Consider the following 14,476-nt stretch of genomic DNA (forward strand, 5'->3'; position numbering starts at 1 on the left):
ACTGCGCTCTTGCCGTGGTCGGGTCGCGCTGTCGATCAGGGCCTGCGCCGCGTGCTGTGGGGCAACGTGCACGACCCTCTGATTGGTACTATATTGGACATAATGAATCCGTGCGGACTGGAGAGCGCGCCATGACCAAGCCCAAGCCGCAGGCCGATCCGCGCCTGCATGCGCTGGCCGTGGACCCGGACGCGCCGACGCCGCTGTATCTGCAACTGGCCAGCAAGCTGGTGGAGGCGATCAAGGGCGGGCAGTGGAAGCCGGGCGAGGCGCTGCCGGCCGAACGGCAGCTGTGCGAATACCTGCAGGTGTCGCGGGTGACGCTGCGTCAGGCCGTGGATGCGCTGGTCGAACAAGGTCTGGTGTCGCGCCGGCAGGGCGCCGGCACCTTCGTCACCTCGCACATCCAGCATCAGCTCAGCGGCCTGGCCAGCTTCAGCGAAACCCTGCGCATGAAGGGCCTGGAGCCGGGCACGCGCTGGCTGGAGCGGCGCACGCGCCCGGCGCATGGCGAGGAGATCCTGCGCCTGGGCCTGTCCCCGGACACGGTGGTCGCGGCGCTGACCCGCCTGCGCAGCGCCGACGGCCGGGTGATGGCCTACGAAAAGGCGGTGCTGCCGCAGCACGTGGTGCCCGATCCGCACGCCATCGCCGATTCGCTCTACAGCTACCTGGACGAGCGCGGCACCCCGGTGGTGCGGGCGCTGCAGTACTTCCGCGCCATCAACCTGCCGGCGCGGTTGGCCGGCCATCTCGGCATGAAGGAAGGCGAGGCGATCCTGCACGTGGTGCGGGTCGGCTACACCCGCGACGGCAGCGCGATCGAACTGACCGACACCTATTGCCACAACGACTACTACGACTTCGTCGCCGAACTGCGACGCTGACCGCCGATCCCCGCGCCCTCCCGGAGCACGCCGCCCATGACCACCGCACGGCCCGCCAGTCCCTACGCCTCCATCGCCATCGTCGGCCTGTTGTTCTTCATCATGGGCTTCTTTACCTGGATCAACGGGCCGTTGATCCTGTTCGCCAAGGTCGCCTTCAATGTCAGCGACACGTTCGCGTTTCTCATCCCGAGCGCGTTCTACATTTCCTACTTCTGCCTGGCATTGCCTTCTTCGTTCATCCTGAAGCTGACCGGGATGAAAAAGGGCCTGGCGCTGAGCCTGCTAATCATGGCGATCGGCGCCGCGATCTTCGGACAGTTCACCAATGCCCGTTCCTACGTGGGCGCGGTAAGCGGCATCTTCATCATCGGCGGCGGCCTGGCCTTGCTGCAGACCGCGGTCAATCCGTACATCAGCATTCTCGGGCCGATCGACGGCGCGGCGCGCCGTATCGCGCTGATGGGCATCTGCAACAAGGTGGCGGGCGCGCTGGCCACCTATGGACTGGCGAAAGTGGTCCTGCACGGCATGGAGGATTTTTCGACGCAGATCGAACAGGTGCTGCCGGCGCAGAAGGAACTGCTGTTGCAGGAGTTCGCTGGCCGCATCCACGGCCCTTACATGGCGATCGCCGGTATCCTGGCCGTGCTTTCCGTCGCCATCCTGTTCTCGCCCTTGCCCGAGATCAGCCCCGAGACGGCGAACGCGTCGGCCTCCGACGAGCGCAGCCGCGACAGCATCTTCGCGTTTCCGCACGTGTGGCTGGGCGCGTTGTGCATCTTCGTGTACGTCGGCGCCGAGGTGATGGCCGGCGATGCGATCGGCATCTACGGCAACAGCCTCGGTCTCTCGCTCGACTACGCGAAATATTTCACCATCGGCACGCTGGCCTGCATGTTGGCCGGCTACCTGCTCGGCCTGGTGCTGATCCCGAAGTACATCTCCCAGGAAAAGTACCTGTCCATTTCGGCCTGCCTCGGCATCGTGTTTTCGCTGTGCGCGATGGTGACCGGCGGCTATGTCTCGGTGGCGTTCGTGGCGGCGCTCGGATTCGCCAACGCCATCATGTGGCCGGCCATCTTCCCGCTGGCCATCAAGGGGCTGGGCAAGTTCACCGAAAAGGGCGCAGCGCTGTTGATCATGGGCATCGTCGGCGGCGCCGCGGTGCCGCAGCTGTTCGCCCATCTGAAGGAGTCCTTCGATTTCCAGGTGGTCTTCGCCGGCCTGATGATCGCCTGCTACCTGTACATCCTGTTCTTCGCGCTGCGCGGTCACCGCGTCGGCCAGGGCGCGCGGTGAGCTGACGCGCTTTTCTCCAACTCGGCAAACCTATCCAATGCGCAGACCCACCATCAAAGACGTCGCCGAACGGGCGCGGGTGTCGCTGAAGACCGTGTCGCGGGTCATCAACAACGAACCCTCGGTGATGCAGGCCACGCGCTCGCGCGTGCTGCACGCCATCGCCGAACTCGACTACGAGCCGGATCCGTCGGCGCGCAACCTGCGCAGCGGCACCCCGTTCGTGATCGGGCTGGTGTACGACAACCCCAACCCGTACCACATCATCGGCGTGCAGAACGGCGTGCTCGCCGCCTGCCGCGAGACCGGCTTCGGCTTGCAGATCCACCCCTGCGATTCCACCGCGCCGATGCTCGCCGAGGAACTGGCCGAGTGGACCCAGCGCTCGCGCCTGGCCGGGCTGGTGCTGACCGCGCCGATGTCCGAGCGCGCCGACCTGGTCGCGGCGCTGGCCGCGCGCGGCATCAAGACCGTGCGCATCATCGCCGCCACCGAGGATCCGCAGGACGGCCCTTGCGTCTACGTCGACGACCGCGACGCCGCCTACGAGATCACCGAACACCTGATCCAGCTCGGCCACCAGCGCATCGGCTTCCTGTGGGGCGGCACCTCGCACCGCTCCAGCGGCGAGCGCTATGCCGGCTACGAGGCGGCGCTGAAGGACTACGGCATCACCCTGGACAAGCACCTGGTGATCCCCGGCGACTACACCTTCGACGACGGCTTCCGCGGCGCCCGCCGGCTGCTGGCCCTGCGCGAACCACCGACCGCGATCTTCGGCTCCAACGACGAGATCGCCGCCGGCGTGCTGGCCGCGGCCAAGTCGGCGGGCATGAACGTGCCCTACGACCTGTCCATCGCCGGCTTCGAGGACAGCCCGTTCTCGCGCCAGTCGTGGCCGCCGCTGACCACGGCCAAGCAGGCCACCGAGGACATCGCCCGCCACGCCGCGCGGCTGCTGATCAGCCAGCTGCGCAGCGATGCCTACGAAGACCATCCGGCGCCGGTGCACAACCAGGGCTTCGTGCCGCAACTGGTGGTGCGCGGCTCGACCGCGCCCATGCAGCCGCATTCCCGCCGTTCCTCCTCCCCAGACCCCACGTGATCCTGCCCATGGCGCTGCCCTCCGAAACCGAAACCCTGATGTTCCGCGAAGCCGCGGAAGCCGCCGCGGTCGTCGCCGCGCAGTTCGAACGCAACCACGCCACCGTGGCCGCACTGGCCGCGTCGCTGCGCGCCGACCCGCCGCCGTTCGTGGTGACCTGTGCGCGCGGCAGCTCCGACCACGCCGCCACCTACGCCAAGTACCTGTTCGAGACCCAGCTCGGCGTGGTCACCGCCTCGGCCTCGCCGTCGGTGGGCTCGGTCTACGAGGCGCCGCTGCAGTTGCGCGGGGCGCTGTACCTGGTGATCTCGCAGTCGGGCAAGAGCCCGGACCTGCTGCGCAATGCGCAGGCCGCCAAGGACGCCGGTGCGCGCGTGGTGGCCCTGGTCAACGTCGAGGATTCGCCGCTGGCGCAGCTGGCCGACACGGTGATCCCGCTCGGCGCGGGCCCGGAGAAGAGCGTGGCCGCGACCAAGAGCTACCTGGCGTCGCTGGCGGCGATCCTGCAGCTCGGCGCGCACTGGAAGAACGACCCGGCGCTGCTGGGCGCGCTGCAGACCCTGCCGCAGGCGCTGCACGCGGCCTGGCAGGCCGACTGGCGCTCGCTCACCGACGGCCTGGTCGAGGCCCACAACCTGTTCGTGCTCGACCGTGGCCTGGGCCTGGCGGCGGCGCAGGAAGCGGCGCTGAAGTTCAAGGAGACCTGCGGCCTGCATGCCGAGGCCTACAGCTCGGCGGAAGTGAAGCACGGGCCGATGGCCCTGGTCGGCCCGGGTTTCCCGGTGCTGGCGTTCGACCAGCCGGACGAAGCCGGCGAGGGCACCCGGCGCCTGGCCGAGGAGTTCCGCGGCCGCGGCGCACAGGTGTGGCTGGCCAGCGCCGGCGGCGACCTGCCGCTGGTCGCCGCGCCGCACCCGGCGTGCGCGCCGCTGCTGGCGATCCAGAGCTTCTACCGCGCGATCAACGCCCTGGCCCTGCGCCGCGGCTACAACCCGGACCTGCCGCCGCATCTGAACAAAGTGACGGAGACCGTCTGATGACCACGGTGGCGCTGCGCAACGCGCGCGTGCTCGGCGAGGACGGTTTCCTCGACGGCGTCAGCGTGCTGCTGGAGGGCGGGCGCATCCTCGCCCTGCTCGACGACGCCGACCCGCGCGTGGCGGCAGCGCCGGTGCAGCACGACCTGGGCGGCGGCAGTCTGCTGCCGGGCTTCATCGACCTGCAGGTCAACGGCGGCGGCGGGGTGCTGTTCAACAACCGCACCGACGTCGAGGCGCTGCGCCGCATCGGCCAGGGCCATCGCCGCTACGGCACCACCGGCTACCTGCCGACGCTGATCAGCGACGACGTGGAGGTGATGCGCGCTGCGATCGCCGCCACGCGCCAGGCCATCGCAGAAGGCGTGCCGGGCGTGCTCGGCATCCACCTGGAAGGGCCGTACCTGGCGCCGGCGCGCAAGGGCACCCACAACGCCGACAAGTTCCGCGTGCCCGACGCCGACGAACTGGCCATGGTCACTTCGCTGGACAACGGCGTCACCCTGATCACCCTGGCACCGGAACGCGTGCCGGCGGCCAGCATCCGCACCCTGGCCGCGGCCGGTGCGCGCGTGTTCGCCGGCCACACCGCCGCCAGCTACGAAGAGACCCGTGCCGGGCTGGACGCCGGTATCTGCGGCTTCACCCATCTGTACAACGCCATGACACCGCTGCAGGGACGCGATCCCGGCGTGGTCGGCGCCGCGCTCGAAGACCGCCACGCGTGGTGCGGGGTGATCGTCGACGGCGTGCACGTGCATCCGGCCAGCCTGCGCGTGGCGTTGGCGGCCAAGCCACGCGGTACCGTGTTCCTGGTCACCGATGCGATGCCGATGGTCGGCGCCGACAGCCCCGCGTTCGACCTGTACGGCGAAACCATCACCGCCATCGACGGCGTGGTGCGCAATGCCGCCGGCGCCCTGGCGGGTTCGGCGCTGGACATGGCCAGCGCGGTGCGCAACAGCTTGCAGTGGTTGGGCGTGCCGCTGGAAGAGGCCGCGCGCATGGCCTCGCTGTACCCGGCGCAATGCGTGGGCCTGGATCACCGCTACGGGCACATCGCGCCCGGCTACCAGGCCGACCTGGTGTTGCTGGACGAGGCGTTGCAGGTCCGGCATACCTGGATCGCGGGAGTGATGGAGTAGCCGGCGGCGCTCCGGCTGCGCGCGCGGTCGGCTGGTCGGGACCGCGCGCGTGCTGCCGTGCGTGTTGTACAGTGGGGGGCGCTGACAACGCAGGCGGTGATGCATGGAACCGAGCCGCTATCTCGACGAGCCGATGGACGCGGCCTGCCTCTTCACCGGGATATCGGTGTCAGGCGCCGGCGAGCATGTGATTCCGCGCTGGCTGGCGCAACGCCATCAAGCTGCGGGCCGGGTGTTGCTCGGCGATGCCGGCAGCTTCGCCAGGCTCTGCGATTTCAAGGCGCCTGCCGATCCGCAGGCCAACGCCCAGTTCGGACGGCTGGAACAGCGCCTGTCGGAGGACTGGTCCGCGGTCGCGGACGATGAAGCGCATCTGTGGTTGATGAAGCTGTCGGCGGGAATGATGTTGCTGCACCGGCGATTTGCCGAAAATTCCCGGCATCCGGCCGCACCTGCCGGGTTCAACCCGCATGTCGCCGGCGTGCTCCTGAAGGCGTTTTGTGCCGGTTTCGCGGCGTGGAAGAACGGCGCCTACGTCAGGAAAGGAAGCCTCGTGCGGTTGCCATGGGAGAGCGGTCGGCTCGTGATCGCGCATCTGTTCGGGGCCAGCGAGATGGGCCTGCCCGAGGAAAATGGGCGTGCCATGTACATGTTCGCCCCCTATGGCCTGATGGCGGTCGGGCAACCTGGGGTCGGCATGTTGGTCGCCACCTTCTTCGAGCCCTCGCGAGATTTCGAGAAGCACCTGGCGGCGGCCAGCGCCATCCCCGCCGATGTCTCCGATCTGGCGTGTCGCGCAGCGTTGTCCCGCGCGTTCGCCACCGCGGTGCTGGGTCCGCTGATCGCGCGCTTGAGCGGCACCGCCGTCGACGACGCTGAGGTACTCGCGCTTGCCGCCAAGGGCCTGCGGGTGGAGTTCGCCGACCCGGCCGCGATCGATTCGGGATTCCGCGAGCTGCGGGCGCACGAACCTTGATGGTGGCAGCAGAACACTAGCCCGCGTGGGTTGCCGACGGCCGCGCCGCGGCGATCGCCGCGATCCGCGCCTTGGCCAGTGCCTCGCCGATCTGCGGGCCGCTCAGCCCCTGCGCGGCCAGGTCGCGCGCGTTGACCGCCAGCGCCGCCGCATGCAGGCGCTGCAGCGTGCGGCCCTGCGGGTAATCGGCGTCCTCGCTGCCGAGGCGGCCGCGCTTGTCGGCCTCGCACACCGTGGCCAACTGCGCGATGCGCTCGGGCTTGCGGAAGCCATCGCAGCGCTGCAGCAGTTCGTGCACGGTGCGGTCGCGCAGTTCGGCCAGGCGATGCACGTTCAAATGCTCGCGGCAGGCGATCTCGGCCAGTTGCCGGTGCTCCTGCGGCAGCTTCAGACGTTCGCTCAGCGCGCGCAGCGGTGCCAGGCCGCGTTGTTCGTGCATCAGGTGGCGCGGCCACTCCTCCGGCGGTGTCAGCGCCTTGCCCAGGTCGTGGGTCAGCGCGGCGAAGCCGATCAGCGCGTCGCCCGGCGCCAGCCGCGCGGCCATGTCGCTGACCAGTTCCTGGTGGCGGCCGGTATCGATCTCGGGGTGGTACTCGGCGCGTTGCGGCACCCCGTACAGCGCGTCCAGCTCGGGCAGGACCCAGCGCAGCGCCTCGGCCTCGCGCAGGGTGCGCAGGAACGCCGAGGGCTGCGCCGAGGCCAGGCTGCGCCGCAGTTCCTGCCAGACACGTTCGGGCACCAGCGTTTCCAGTTCGCCGCCGGCGGCCATCGTGCGCATCAGGTCCATGGTCTCGGGCGCGACGACGAATCCCAGCGGCGCCAGCCGCGCCATGAACCGCGCCGCGCGCAGCACCCGCAGCGGATCCTCGGCGAAGGCCGGGCCGACATGGCGCAGCACGCGCTGCTCGAGATCGCGCGCGCCGCCATAGGGGTCGACCAGGCGCCCGTCGGCCTCGTCGCGGGCGATGGCGTTGATGGTGAAGTCGCGCCGCTGCAGGTCCTCTTCCAGCGTCACCGAGGGGTCGGCCTGCACCACGAAGCCGTGGTAGCCGCGCCCGGCCTTGCGCTCGGTGCGCGCCAGGGCGTACTCCTCGCCGCTGCGCGGATGCAGGAACACCGGGAAGTCGCGGCCAACCTGCTTGTAGCCCAGCTCCAGCATCTGCTGCGCGGTGGCGCCGACCACGACCCAGTCGCGATCGCCGGGCGGCTGCCCGAGCAGGGCGTCGCGGACGGCGCCGCCGACTAGGTAGATGTGCATGGGGCTGGGATTCGGGAGTGGGGATTCGGGATTGGTCAGAGCGACATCGCGCGAGCGGATGCCGCTGTGGCCTGTTCCAGGAATGCTAACCGCATACGGATGCGTGCGCTTTTACCAATCCCGACTCCCTAATCCCGACTCCCCGCCTCACACACAAACTTCTTCCGCGGCGCGTCCAGCTTGCCGAGCATGCGCTCGGTGACCGGCAGGGCGTCGCCGTTGAGGCGCCAGTCGTAGATCACGCTGAAGGCCAGGATGCGCGCCACGTACTCGCGGGTTTCCTTGTAGCTGACGGTCTCGATCCAGAAATCGGCATCGTGGCCCGGGCGCTGGCTCTGCCAGCGCGCGGCCGGGCCGGGGCCGGCGTTGTAGGCGGCGATGGTCAGGTAGGGCAGGCCGTAGGTGTTGAGCAACTGGCGCAGGTAGGCGGTGCCGATGGCGATGTTGGTGTCCGGGTCGTACAGGCTGGCGGCGCCGCCGTAGCCGGCCAGGCCGAGGGTGCGGGCGACGCTGGCGCCGGTGGCCGGTACCACCTGCATCAGGCCCATCGCGTTGGCCGGCGAGCGTGCGTTGGGGTTGAACACGCTCTCGGCGCGGATTTCGGCGGCGACCCAGGCCGGGTCGATCGCGTTCTTGCCGGCTTCGCGGCGGATGGTCTCGGCGTGATGCAGCGGGAAGCGCAGCGTGTACAGGCGCTGCTCCTCCGGGCGCTTGCCGAGCCCGAACACCGCGCGGTCGAACCAGCCATTGTTGCTGGCCACTTCCACCGCCAAGCGCCGCTGAGTGTCGTCGAAACGGCTCAGCGCATCGTTCCACTCGGCCACGGCCCAGCCGGCGCGGTCGATCTTGAACAGCTCCAGCGCGCGCACCAGCGCCGGATCGCGCGCCACCGCCGCCTGCGCCTGCGCGCTGTCGTTCGGTTCCCACGGGCACAGCGCGTAGGGCTGCTTGAGCCGGTCGGCGGCCAGGAAGCCGTGGAAGGTGGCGGAGCTGGCGGCCGCGCGATACAGCCGCTGCGCCTCGCTGGCGTTGCCGGTCTTTTCCGCCAGCCGCGCCTCGAAGTACTGCCAGCGCGAATCGCTGCGCTGCGCCGGCGGCATCTTGCGGATCGCGGCCAGTGCCGCCGGCCAGTCGCCGCGCGCCATCGCCTCGCGGGCGCGCCACTCGTGCAGTCGTTCGTCGTACGCGGACTCGGGCACCGCGTTGAGCCGGCGCGCCGAATCGGGGCCGTACGAGGCCACCGTCCACAGCGCGATCTGGTACAGCACCGTGCCGCGCTGCGCCTCGCTGAACTGCAGTGCCTGGGCGAACTGCGGCAGTTGCCGTTCGGCGGCATCAGGATCGGTCTTGGCCAGCTTCGCCAGCCCATCCACCGCCACCTTGCGGCTGCGCTCGGTCTTGGGCCAGGTCAGCGCGCGCATATGCACCGCGTCCAGGAACGCGGCGTAGTCGTTGGCCAACGCCAGGTCGGCGGCGGGCAGGCCACGTGCGGCGGCGCGCATCACCGCCGGCTGCTGTGCGTCCGCGGCCGCTTCCACCCGCGCCCAGCGCAGCGCATCGGTCATGCCGCCACGCGCCTGCAGTACCGCGAACACCGGATCGCAGGCGTCGGGCAGCGACTTGCCGGCGTTGCGCCACAGCGCCTGCGCTTCGTCCACCCACTGCGCGTCGGCGCGGCCGGTGGCCTGGCGCGCGTTGAGCTGGGCGCAGCGCAGGCCGAGATTCTCGGTGGGTTTCCAGTTCGCCAGCAGCGCCGGCCAGTCCTCGCGCCGCGCCAGCGCCGGCAGCCACAGCGCACGGAAGCTCTCGGCCACCGGCTGCCCGGCGTAGCGCTTGAGGAAGTCCTGCGCCTGCGCATCGGACACCTTGTCGATGTTGCGGCGCAGGTTGGCGTACTCCAGCCAGCCGTACAGCGGATGTTGCTTGAACGCGGCCGCGCGGACCGGATCGAACCGGCCCTGCTCGGCATCGTCGATCGCCGAGCGGATCGCCGGGCGCTGGGCATCCAGGGACTGGGCGAGGGCGGAAACAGGGCCGCACAACGCGGCGGCGAACAGCAGGAGAGACGTGCGCAGGATCATGCGCGGGACTATACCGAACGCGGATGAATCGCCGTTTCAACTGGCGATGGTGGACGCTGTCATCGCTTCCGCAGGCGTGGTTGCGACGATGGGGAGCCGTGTCGTCCAGGCGGGCCGGTGAGTGCGCTGGGTGTATCGAGGTCATCGTGGCAACCGGCGGAGCCATGGCACGTCGTGTCGGTGCCGTGCCCTGCAGCGTTTGCAGATCGGCATCGCGCGCCGGGCTGTCCGGTGCCCCGGTATGGGCGGGTGAGGCGCGGGTGCAGCTTCGTACGCCTGAAATCCGCGAGTCGCTTCGCGCCGTACCCTCACCCCAACCCCTCTCCCGGCGGGAGAGGGGCTTGGCGTTTCCCTTCTCCCATCGGGACCATGGCCCCCTTTTCGGGGGAAGGTGCCCCGCAGGGGCGGATGAGGGTACGGGCGAAGCCTCTGATCGCCAGATCGCGCGGGCGCTTCGCGCGCCGTACCCTCACCCCAACCCCTCTCCCGAGGGGAGAGGGGCTTAGGCCTGCGCCGTTTGACGATGCCTTGCGCATCCCGTGTCTACCAGATCGACCAGTCATCGCGATGGCCCGCGCTTTGCCTGCCGGACGCTTGCACGGCGTTTACGATTTGTTTACAAAGAATTCCACGCCGTCGCGGTGCAGGGGGTCGCAGCGGCCGACCCACATCCTTTCTGGAGAGAGAGACGGATGAATTTCCTGCACCGCCATCCTTTGGTCTTTGCGGTATCCCTGGCCCTGCTCGGCGGCGTCCCCGCCATCGCCGGTGCCCAGCAACAGACGCCCCCGGCCGCTCCCGGTACGGCCACCACCCTGGACAGCGTGCAGGTCACCGGCACTCGCATCCGCCGTGCCGAAGTGGAGGGCCAGGTGCCGGTGCAGACCCTGAGCCGCGCCGACATCGAACGCACCGGCCTGACCTCCATCGGCGATGTGCTGCAGGAACTCACCGCCTCCGGCTCGGCCTTGAACGCGAAGTTCAATTCCTCCGGCAATTTCGGCTTCCCGCCGGACGGCAGCGGCGTCGGTGCCGGTTCGGCGCAGGTGGATCTGCGCCATCTGGGCGCCAAGCGCGTGCTGGTGCTGGTCGACGGCATGCGCTGGGTCAACGAGTCCTCGGCCTCGGGCGTGGGCGCGGCCACCGACCTCAACACCATTCCGCTGGCCATCGTCGAGCGCGTCGAGGTGCTGGAAGACGGGGCGTCCTCGCTGTACGGCTCCGATGCCATCGCCGGCGTGGTCAACATCATCACCCGGCGCAACTTCGAGGGCGGCCAGGTCACCCTGAACTACGGCGAGTACGACAAGGGCGATGGTGCCAGCAAGGGCCTGGACCTGGCCTGGGGCCACAGCACCGAACGCACCAGCCTGTTCCTCGGCGCCAGCTACAGCAAGCAGGATCCGATCTACGCGCGCGACCGCGCACAGTCGCTGTATCCGATTCCCGGCACCGGCCTGAGCTTCGGCAGCTCGGCCACCCCGGACGGGCGTTTCATCTTCGTCGATCCCAACACCGGTGCCGAGCAGAACCTGACCCCGAACAGCGGTGCGCGCACGCCGCGTTACGACGGCACCGGCGGCTGCACCCGCAGCGACGACTACCACTGCTTCACCACCGCCGACCGCTACAACTTCGCCGCGTCCAACCTGCTGCTGACCCCGTCCGAACGCAAGGGCGTGTTCGGCCAGTTCCGCTTCTTCTTCAACGACGACGTGCAGTGGTACCTGAAGCTGCTCGGCAATCGCCGCGAATCGACCAACCAGGCCGCGCCGGAACCGATCTTCCTCGGCCCCGATGCCGGCACCGGCAATCCGCTGGCCGACAACATCGTCATCTCCGCCGCCAACCCGTACAACCCGTTCGGCTTCGCGCTGGATTCGGGCAGCAACCTGATCATGATCGGGCGCCGCCCGGTGGAAGGCGGCGCGCGCGTGTTCGAACAACGCGTGGATACCCAGTATGTCGGCACCGGCTTCATCGGCAGCTTCGAGGGCGCCGACCGCACCTGGTTCTGGGACGTCAACGGCGCCTACAGCAAGAACAAGGCCGAGCAGACCAACTACGGCAGCTACAACATCTACAACATCAACCTGGCGCTGGGCGATCCGGCGGCGTGCGCGGCGGTGGCCGGCTGCGTGCCGCTGAACATCTTCGGCGGTGCCGGCAGCATCACCCCGGACATGCTGCGCTGGATCCAGCCGGTGGTGCACGATCGCAGCCAGAACGAGCTGACCCAGTTCACCGCCAACCTCAGCAGCGACCTGTTCCGGCTGCCGGCCGGCGCGGTGTCCTTCGCCACCGGCGTGGAATACCGCAAGTACGAGGGCTTCTATCGCCCGGATCCGCTGACCGTGATCGGCCACTACAACGGCGTGCCGTCGCTGCCGACGCAGGGCAGCTACGACGTCAAGGAGGCCTACCTCGAACTGAGCGTGCCGATCTTCGCCGACTCGCCGCTGGGCGACAAACTCGACCTGAGCCTGGCCGGGCGCTACTCCGACTACTCCACCTTCGGCGGCAAGTTCACCCCGAAGTACGGCCTGCGCTGGCAGGTGGCGCCGGACTTCGTGCTGCGCGCCAGCTACGCCGAAGGTTTCCGCGCGCCCAGCATCGGCGAACTGTACGGCTCGGCCGCGCGCGCCGACCTGACCCTGTCCGACCCGTGCTCGATCGGCCTGGGCGGCACCGCGCCGCGCGGCAGCGCCAGCAACTGCGCCACGCTCGGCGTGCCGGCCGGCTACCAGCAGGCCAACTCGCAGATCTCGGTGACCACCGGCGGCAACCGCGCGCTGGAGCCGGAGAAGGCGCGTAGCTTCAGCGCCGGCTTCGTCTGGAGCCCGTGGTTCGCCAGCAACGTGCCGTGGTCGGACCGCTTCGACGTGGAGGTGACCTTCTACCGCCACGACATCGACGGCGCGATCCAGGCGATCAACGCGCAGACCCAGCTCGACCTGTGCGTGGACACGCTGTCGCCGACCTATTGCGACGGCATCACCCGCGCCTCCACCGGCGGCATCAACGGCTTCAACAACCGCCTGACCAACCTCGGCTCGATCAAGACCGACGGCTGGGACGTGGACCTGTTCTGGAACTCGCCGGAGACCGCGGCGGGCCGCTTCAAGATCGGCTGGCAGAACACCTTCGTCACCCGTTACGTCGCCACCGGCGCCGCCGGCCAGGTGCAGCCGCAGCGCCCGGGCGTGGAAGTGGTGGACAGCTCGATTCCCGAGTGGACCAGCAACCTGAGCCTGGACTGGTCGCGCGGCCGCTGGAATGCGTCGTGGACGCTGCGGCACATCTCCGAGCTGACCGAGCAGTGCGGCGATGCGGTCGCGTTCCCGGTGTGCAGCAACCCGGTGGCCGGCACCAACACGCTGGACGCGATCACCTACCACGACCTGCAGGTCGGCTACCGCTTCGACTGGCTCAAGGGCCTGACCCTCAGCGGCGGCGTCAACAACGTCTTCGACAAGGACCCGTCGATTTGCCTGTCGTGCTCGCTCAACGGCTACGACGCCTCCACCTATGGCATTCCCGGTGGGCGTTATCTGTACGTGCGGGCGGATCTGAAGTTCTAGCGGTGTGACGGACGTTGCGGCGCGTATCCCGCGCCGCGCGGTAATCCCTCATGCCGGCCCACGCAGCATGAACCCCGGTGGCGGAGACCAGGACATCCTGGCTCCGCTGTTGCATGCGCGGTCGTCGTTCGTCCTGTCGCGGAGATTGTCGGTCATCGTTGCCACGCAGGACCGATCCGTACAGCGCCTCCGCTGGCCGTGGCCGCGGTGACGAGGCGCATGCGCCGGGCCGATGGCACGGGCGGATAAGCTCGCTGCCTCCCCGCGACGTCTCGCGCTTTTCGCACGCCGATGTCGTCCGTCGCCTGGGCGGCTCACACCTCTTGCAGCGTCCGAAACGCGTACATGTCCTGAAGGGTGCAGAAGTGGAAGCGCGGCACGGTGATCGGTCCGGCCGCGGCGAGCCGCGCCAGCCAGTCGCGTACCGCCTTCCGATAGGCGGCATGTTCGACGTCATCGAGCGTGTCGCACAGATAGGCCAGCGAGATGTGGAACCGGTAGTCGACGTAGTCCGGGCGCTGCAGGCGAATAAGTGCCATCAGGCCGCGGCGTGCTGCGTCCAGCCGCAGCGCGGTCGCTGCGTCCGCGGGCCGCAACGGGATCAGCAGATTGTCATTGTGGCCGGTCTTCGCTGCCGCAGGATCGATCAGGAACCGGCACGCGCCCAGCGGCGCGACATCGCGCTGCTGCAGCCGTGCCAGGAAGGTCGCATGGATGTTGCTCAGCGGTACGTCGCGCGCCATGTCGCTGGGCCATGGCCCACCAGCGCGGTCGATTTCGTTGACCCCACCCAGCAATGTCACGTGATAGCTGCTCGGTGGCAGCAAGGCGAACTTGTCGGCGAAGCGGTGCTCGGAGAATTCGCGATAGACGTCCAGCACGCGGTCGAAGCTCTGGTAGCCATCGCCCTGCTGTTGCAGATGGCCCAGGAACGTATTGCCGAGGAACGGCAGCGGGCTTCGTGAGCGGAGGAACTTGCGTCCCACATCCGGCGGCTGTGGCGAGATGGTCTGCGCCGGCAGCGCCGACGCCACGACCGTCGCGCCGGCCGCGGCGAGCAGCTGGCGACGGCTGATGCTGGTATCGAAAAGCGACGACATGTGG

Annotated in this window: 10 protein-coding genes; 7 read left to right on the forward strand and 3 right to left on the reverse strand. The window is 69.1% G+C overall.

All coding sequences use genetic code 11. The annotated features are described in order from the left end of the window. Positions 1–131 precede the first annotated feature (131 nt). The 6 genes from AC1PMG_RS04195 to AC1PMG_RS04220 all read left to right on the forward strand — a co-directional run bounded on the left by AC1PMG_RS04195 (position 132) and on the right by AC1PMG_RS04220 (position 6,452). The gene (locus tag AC1PMG_RS04195; RefSeq protein WP_010343151.1) at positions 132–887 is read left to right on the forward strand and encodes a GntR family transcriptional regulator; all 756 of its coding nucleotides are present in this window, start codon (positions 132–134) and stop codon (positions 885–887) included. 36 nt (positions 888–923) lie between these two features. Continuing rightward, positions 924–2,189 (forward strand): sugar MFS transporter, encoded by a 1,266-nt coding sequence (locus AC1PMG_RS04200; protein ID WP_152237548.1) that lies wholly within the window; start codon positions 924–926, stop codon positions 2,187–2,189. Positions 2,190–2,226: 37 nt separating this feature from the next. Then, complete coding sequence (locus tag AC1PMG_RS04205; protein ID WP_010343153.1) at positions 2,227–3,294, forward strand: LacI family DNA-binding transcriptional regulator; 1,068 nt, start codon at positions 2,227–2,229, stop codon at positions 3,292–3,294. An 8-nt stretch (positions 3,295–3,302) separates the two neighbouring features. After that, a complete protein-coding gene (locus tag AC1PMG_RS04210) occupies positions 3,303–4,331 on the forward strand; it encodes an SIS domain-containing protein (protein ID WP_481110766.1) in 1,029 nt (342 codons plus the stop codon). Further along, entirely contained in the window at positions 4,331–5,476 is a 1,146-nt protein-coding gene (gene nagA, locus AC1PMG_RS04215) for an N-acetylglucosamine-6-phosphate deacetylase (protein WP_481110767.1), read from the forward strand. Before AC1PMG_RS04210 ends, nagA begins: the two co-directional genes overlap by 1 nt. Before the next feature lie 103 nt (positions 5,477–5,579). Beyond that, entirely contained in the window at positions 5,580–6,452 is an 873-nt protein-coding gene (locus AC1PMG_RS04220; RefSeq protein ID WP_481110768.1) for a hypothetical protein, read from the forward strand. A gap of 16 nt (positions 6,453–6,468) precedes the next feature. On the opposite strand, the gene AC1PMG_RS04225 is transcribed toward AC1PMG_RS04220, so the two are convergent. Both AC1PMG_RS04225 and AC1PMG_RS04230 read right to left on the reverse strand, forming a co-directional pair. Further along, positions 6,469–7,710 (reverse strand): multifunctional CCA addition/repair protein, encoded by a 1,242-nt coding sequence (locus AC1PMG_RS04225; RefSeq protein WP_481110769.1) that lies wholly within the window; start codon positions 7,708–7,710, stop codon positions 6,469–6,471. A 128-nt stretch (positions 7,711–7,838) separates the two neighbouring features. Then, complete coding sequence (locus AC1PMG_RS04230) at positions 7,839–9,791, reverse strand: transglycosylase SLT domain-containing protein (protein ID WP_481110770.1); 1,953 nt, start codon at positions 9,789–9,791, stop codon at positions 7,839–7,841. Positions 9,792–10,483: 692 nt separating this feature from the next. On the opposite strand from AC1PMG_RS04230, the gene AC1PMG_RS04235 reads away from it, so the two are divergent. Further along, positions 10,484–13,372 carry a TonB-dependent receptor gene (locus AC1PMG_RS04235; protein WP_481110771.1) on the forward strand — a complete coding sequence of 963 codons (2,889 nt, stop codon included), beginning with the start codon at positions 10,484–10,486 and terminating at the stop codon, positions 13,370–13,372. Positions 13,373–13,686: 314 nt separating this feature from the next. On the opposite strand, the gene AC1PMG_RS04240 is transcribed toward AC1PMG_RS04235, so the two are convergent. Beyond that, complete coding sequence (locus AC1PMG_RS04240; protein WP_481110772.1) at positions 13,687–14,472, reverse strand: DUF1868 domain-containing protein; 786 nt, start codon at positions 14,470–14,472, stop codon at positions 13,687–13,689. Positions 14,473–14,476: the final 4 nt, after the last annotated feature.

This window comes from Xanthomonas sp. NCPPB 2250 (assembly GCF_056725265.1).

Excerpts from the sequence above, each read along its gene's own strand:
- AC1PMG_RS04195 (WP_010343151.1), top strand. The coding sequence starts at position 132 with ATGACCAAGCCCAAGCCGCAGGCCGATCCGCGCCTGCATGCGCTGGCC.
- AC1PMG_RS04200 (WP_152237548.1), top strand. The coding sequence starts at position 924 with ATGACCACCGCACGGCCCGCCAGTCCCTACGCCTCCATCGCCATCGTC.
- AC1PMG_RS04205 (WP_010343153.1), top strand. The coding sequence starts at position 2,227 with ATGCGCAGACCCACCATCAAAGACGTCGCCGAACGGGCGCGGGTGTCG.
- AC1PMG_RS04210 (WP_481110766.1), top strand. The coding sequence starts at position 3,303 with ATGGCGCTGCCCTCCGAAACCGAAACCCTGATGTTCCGCGAAGCCGCG.
- nagA (WP_481110767.1), top strand. The coding sequence starts at position 4,331 with ATGACCACGGTGGCGCTGCGCAACGCGCGCGTGCTCGGCGAGGACGGT.
- AC1PMG_RS04220 (WP_481110768.1), top strand. The coding sequence starts at position 5,580 with ATGGAACCGAGCCGCTATCTCGACGAGCCGATGGACGCGGCCTGCCTC.
- AC1PMG_RS04225 (WP_481110769.1), bottom strand. The coding sequence starts at position 7,710 with ATGCACATCTACCTAGTCGGCGGCGCCGTCCGCGACGCCCTGCTCGGG.
- AC1PMG_RS04230 (WP_481110770.1), bottom strand. The coding sequence starts at position 9,791 with ATGATCCTGCGCACGTCTCTCCTGCTGTTCGCCGCCGCGTTGTGCGGC.
- AC1PMG_RS04235 (WP_481110771.1), top strand. The coding sequence starts at position 10,484 with ATGAATTTCCTGCACCGCCATCCTTTGGTCTTTGCGGTATCCCTGGCC.
- AC1PMG_RS04240 (WP_481110772.1), bottom strand. The coding sequence starts at position 14,472 with ATGTCGTCGCTTTTCGATACCAGCATCAGCCGTCGCCAGCTGCTCGCC.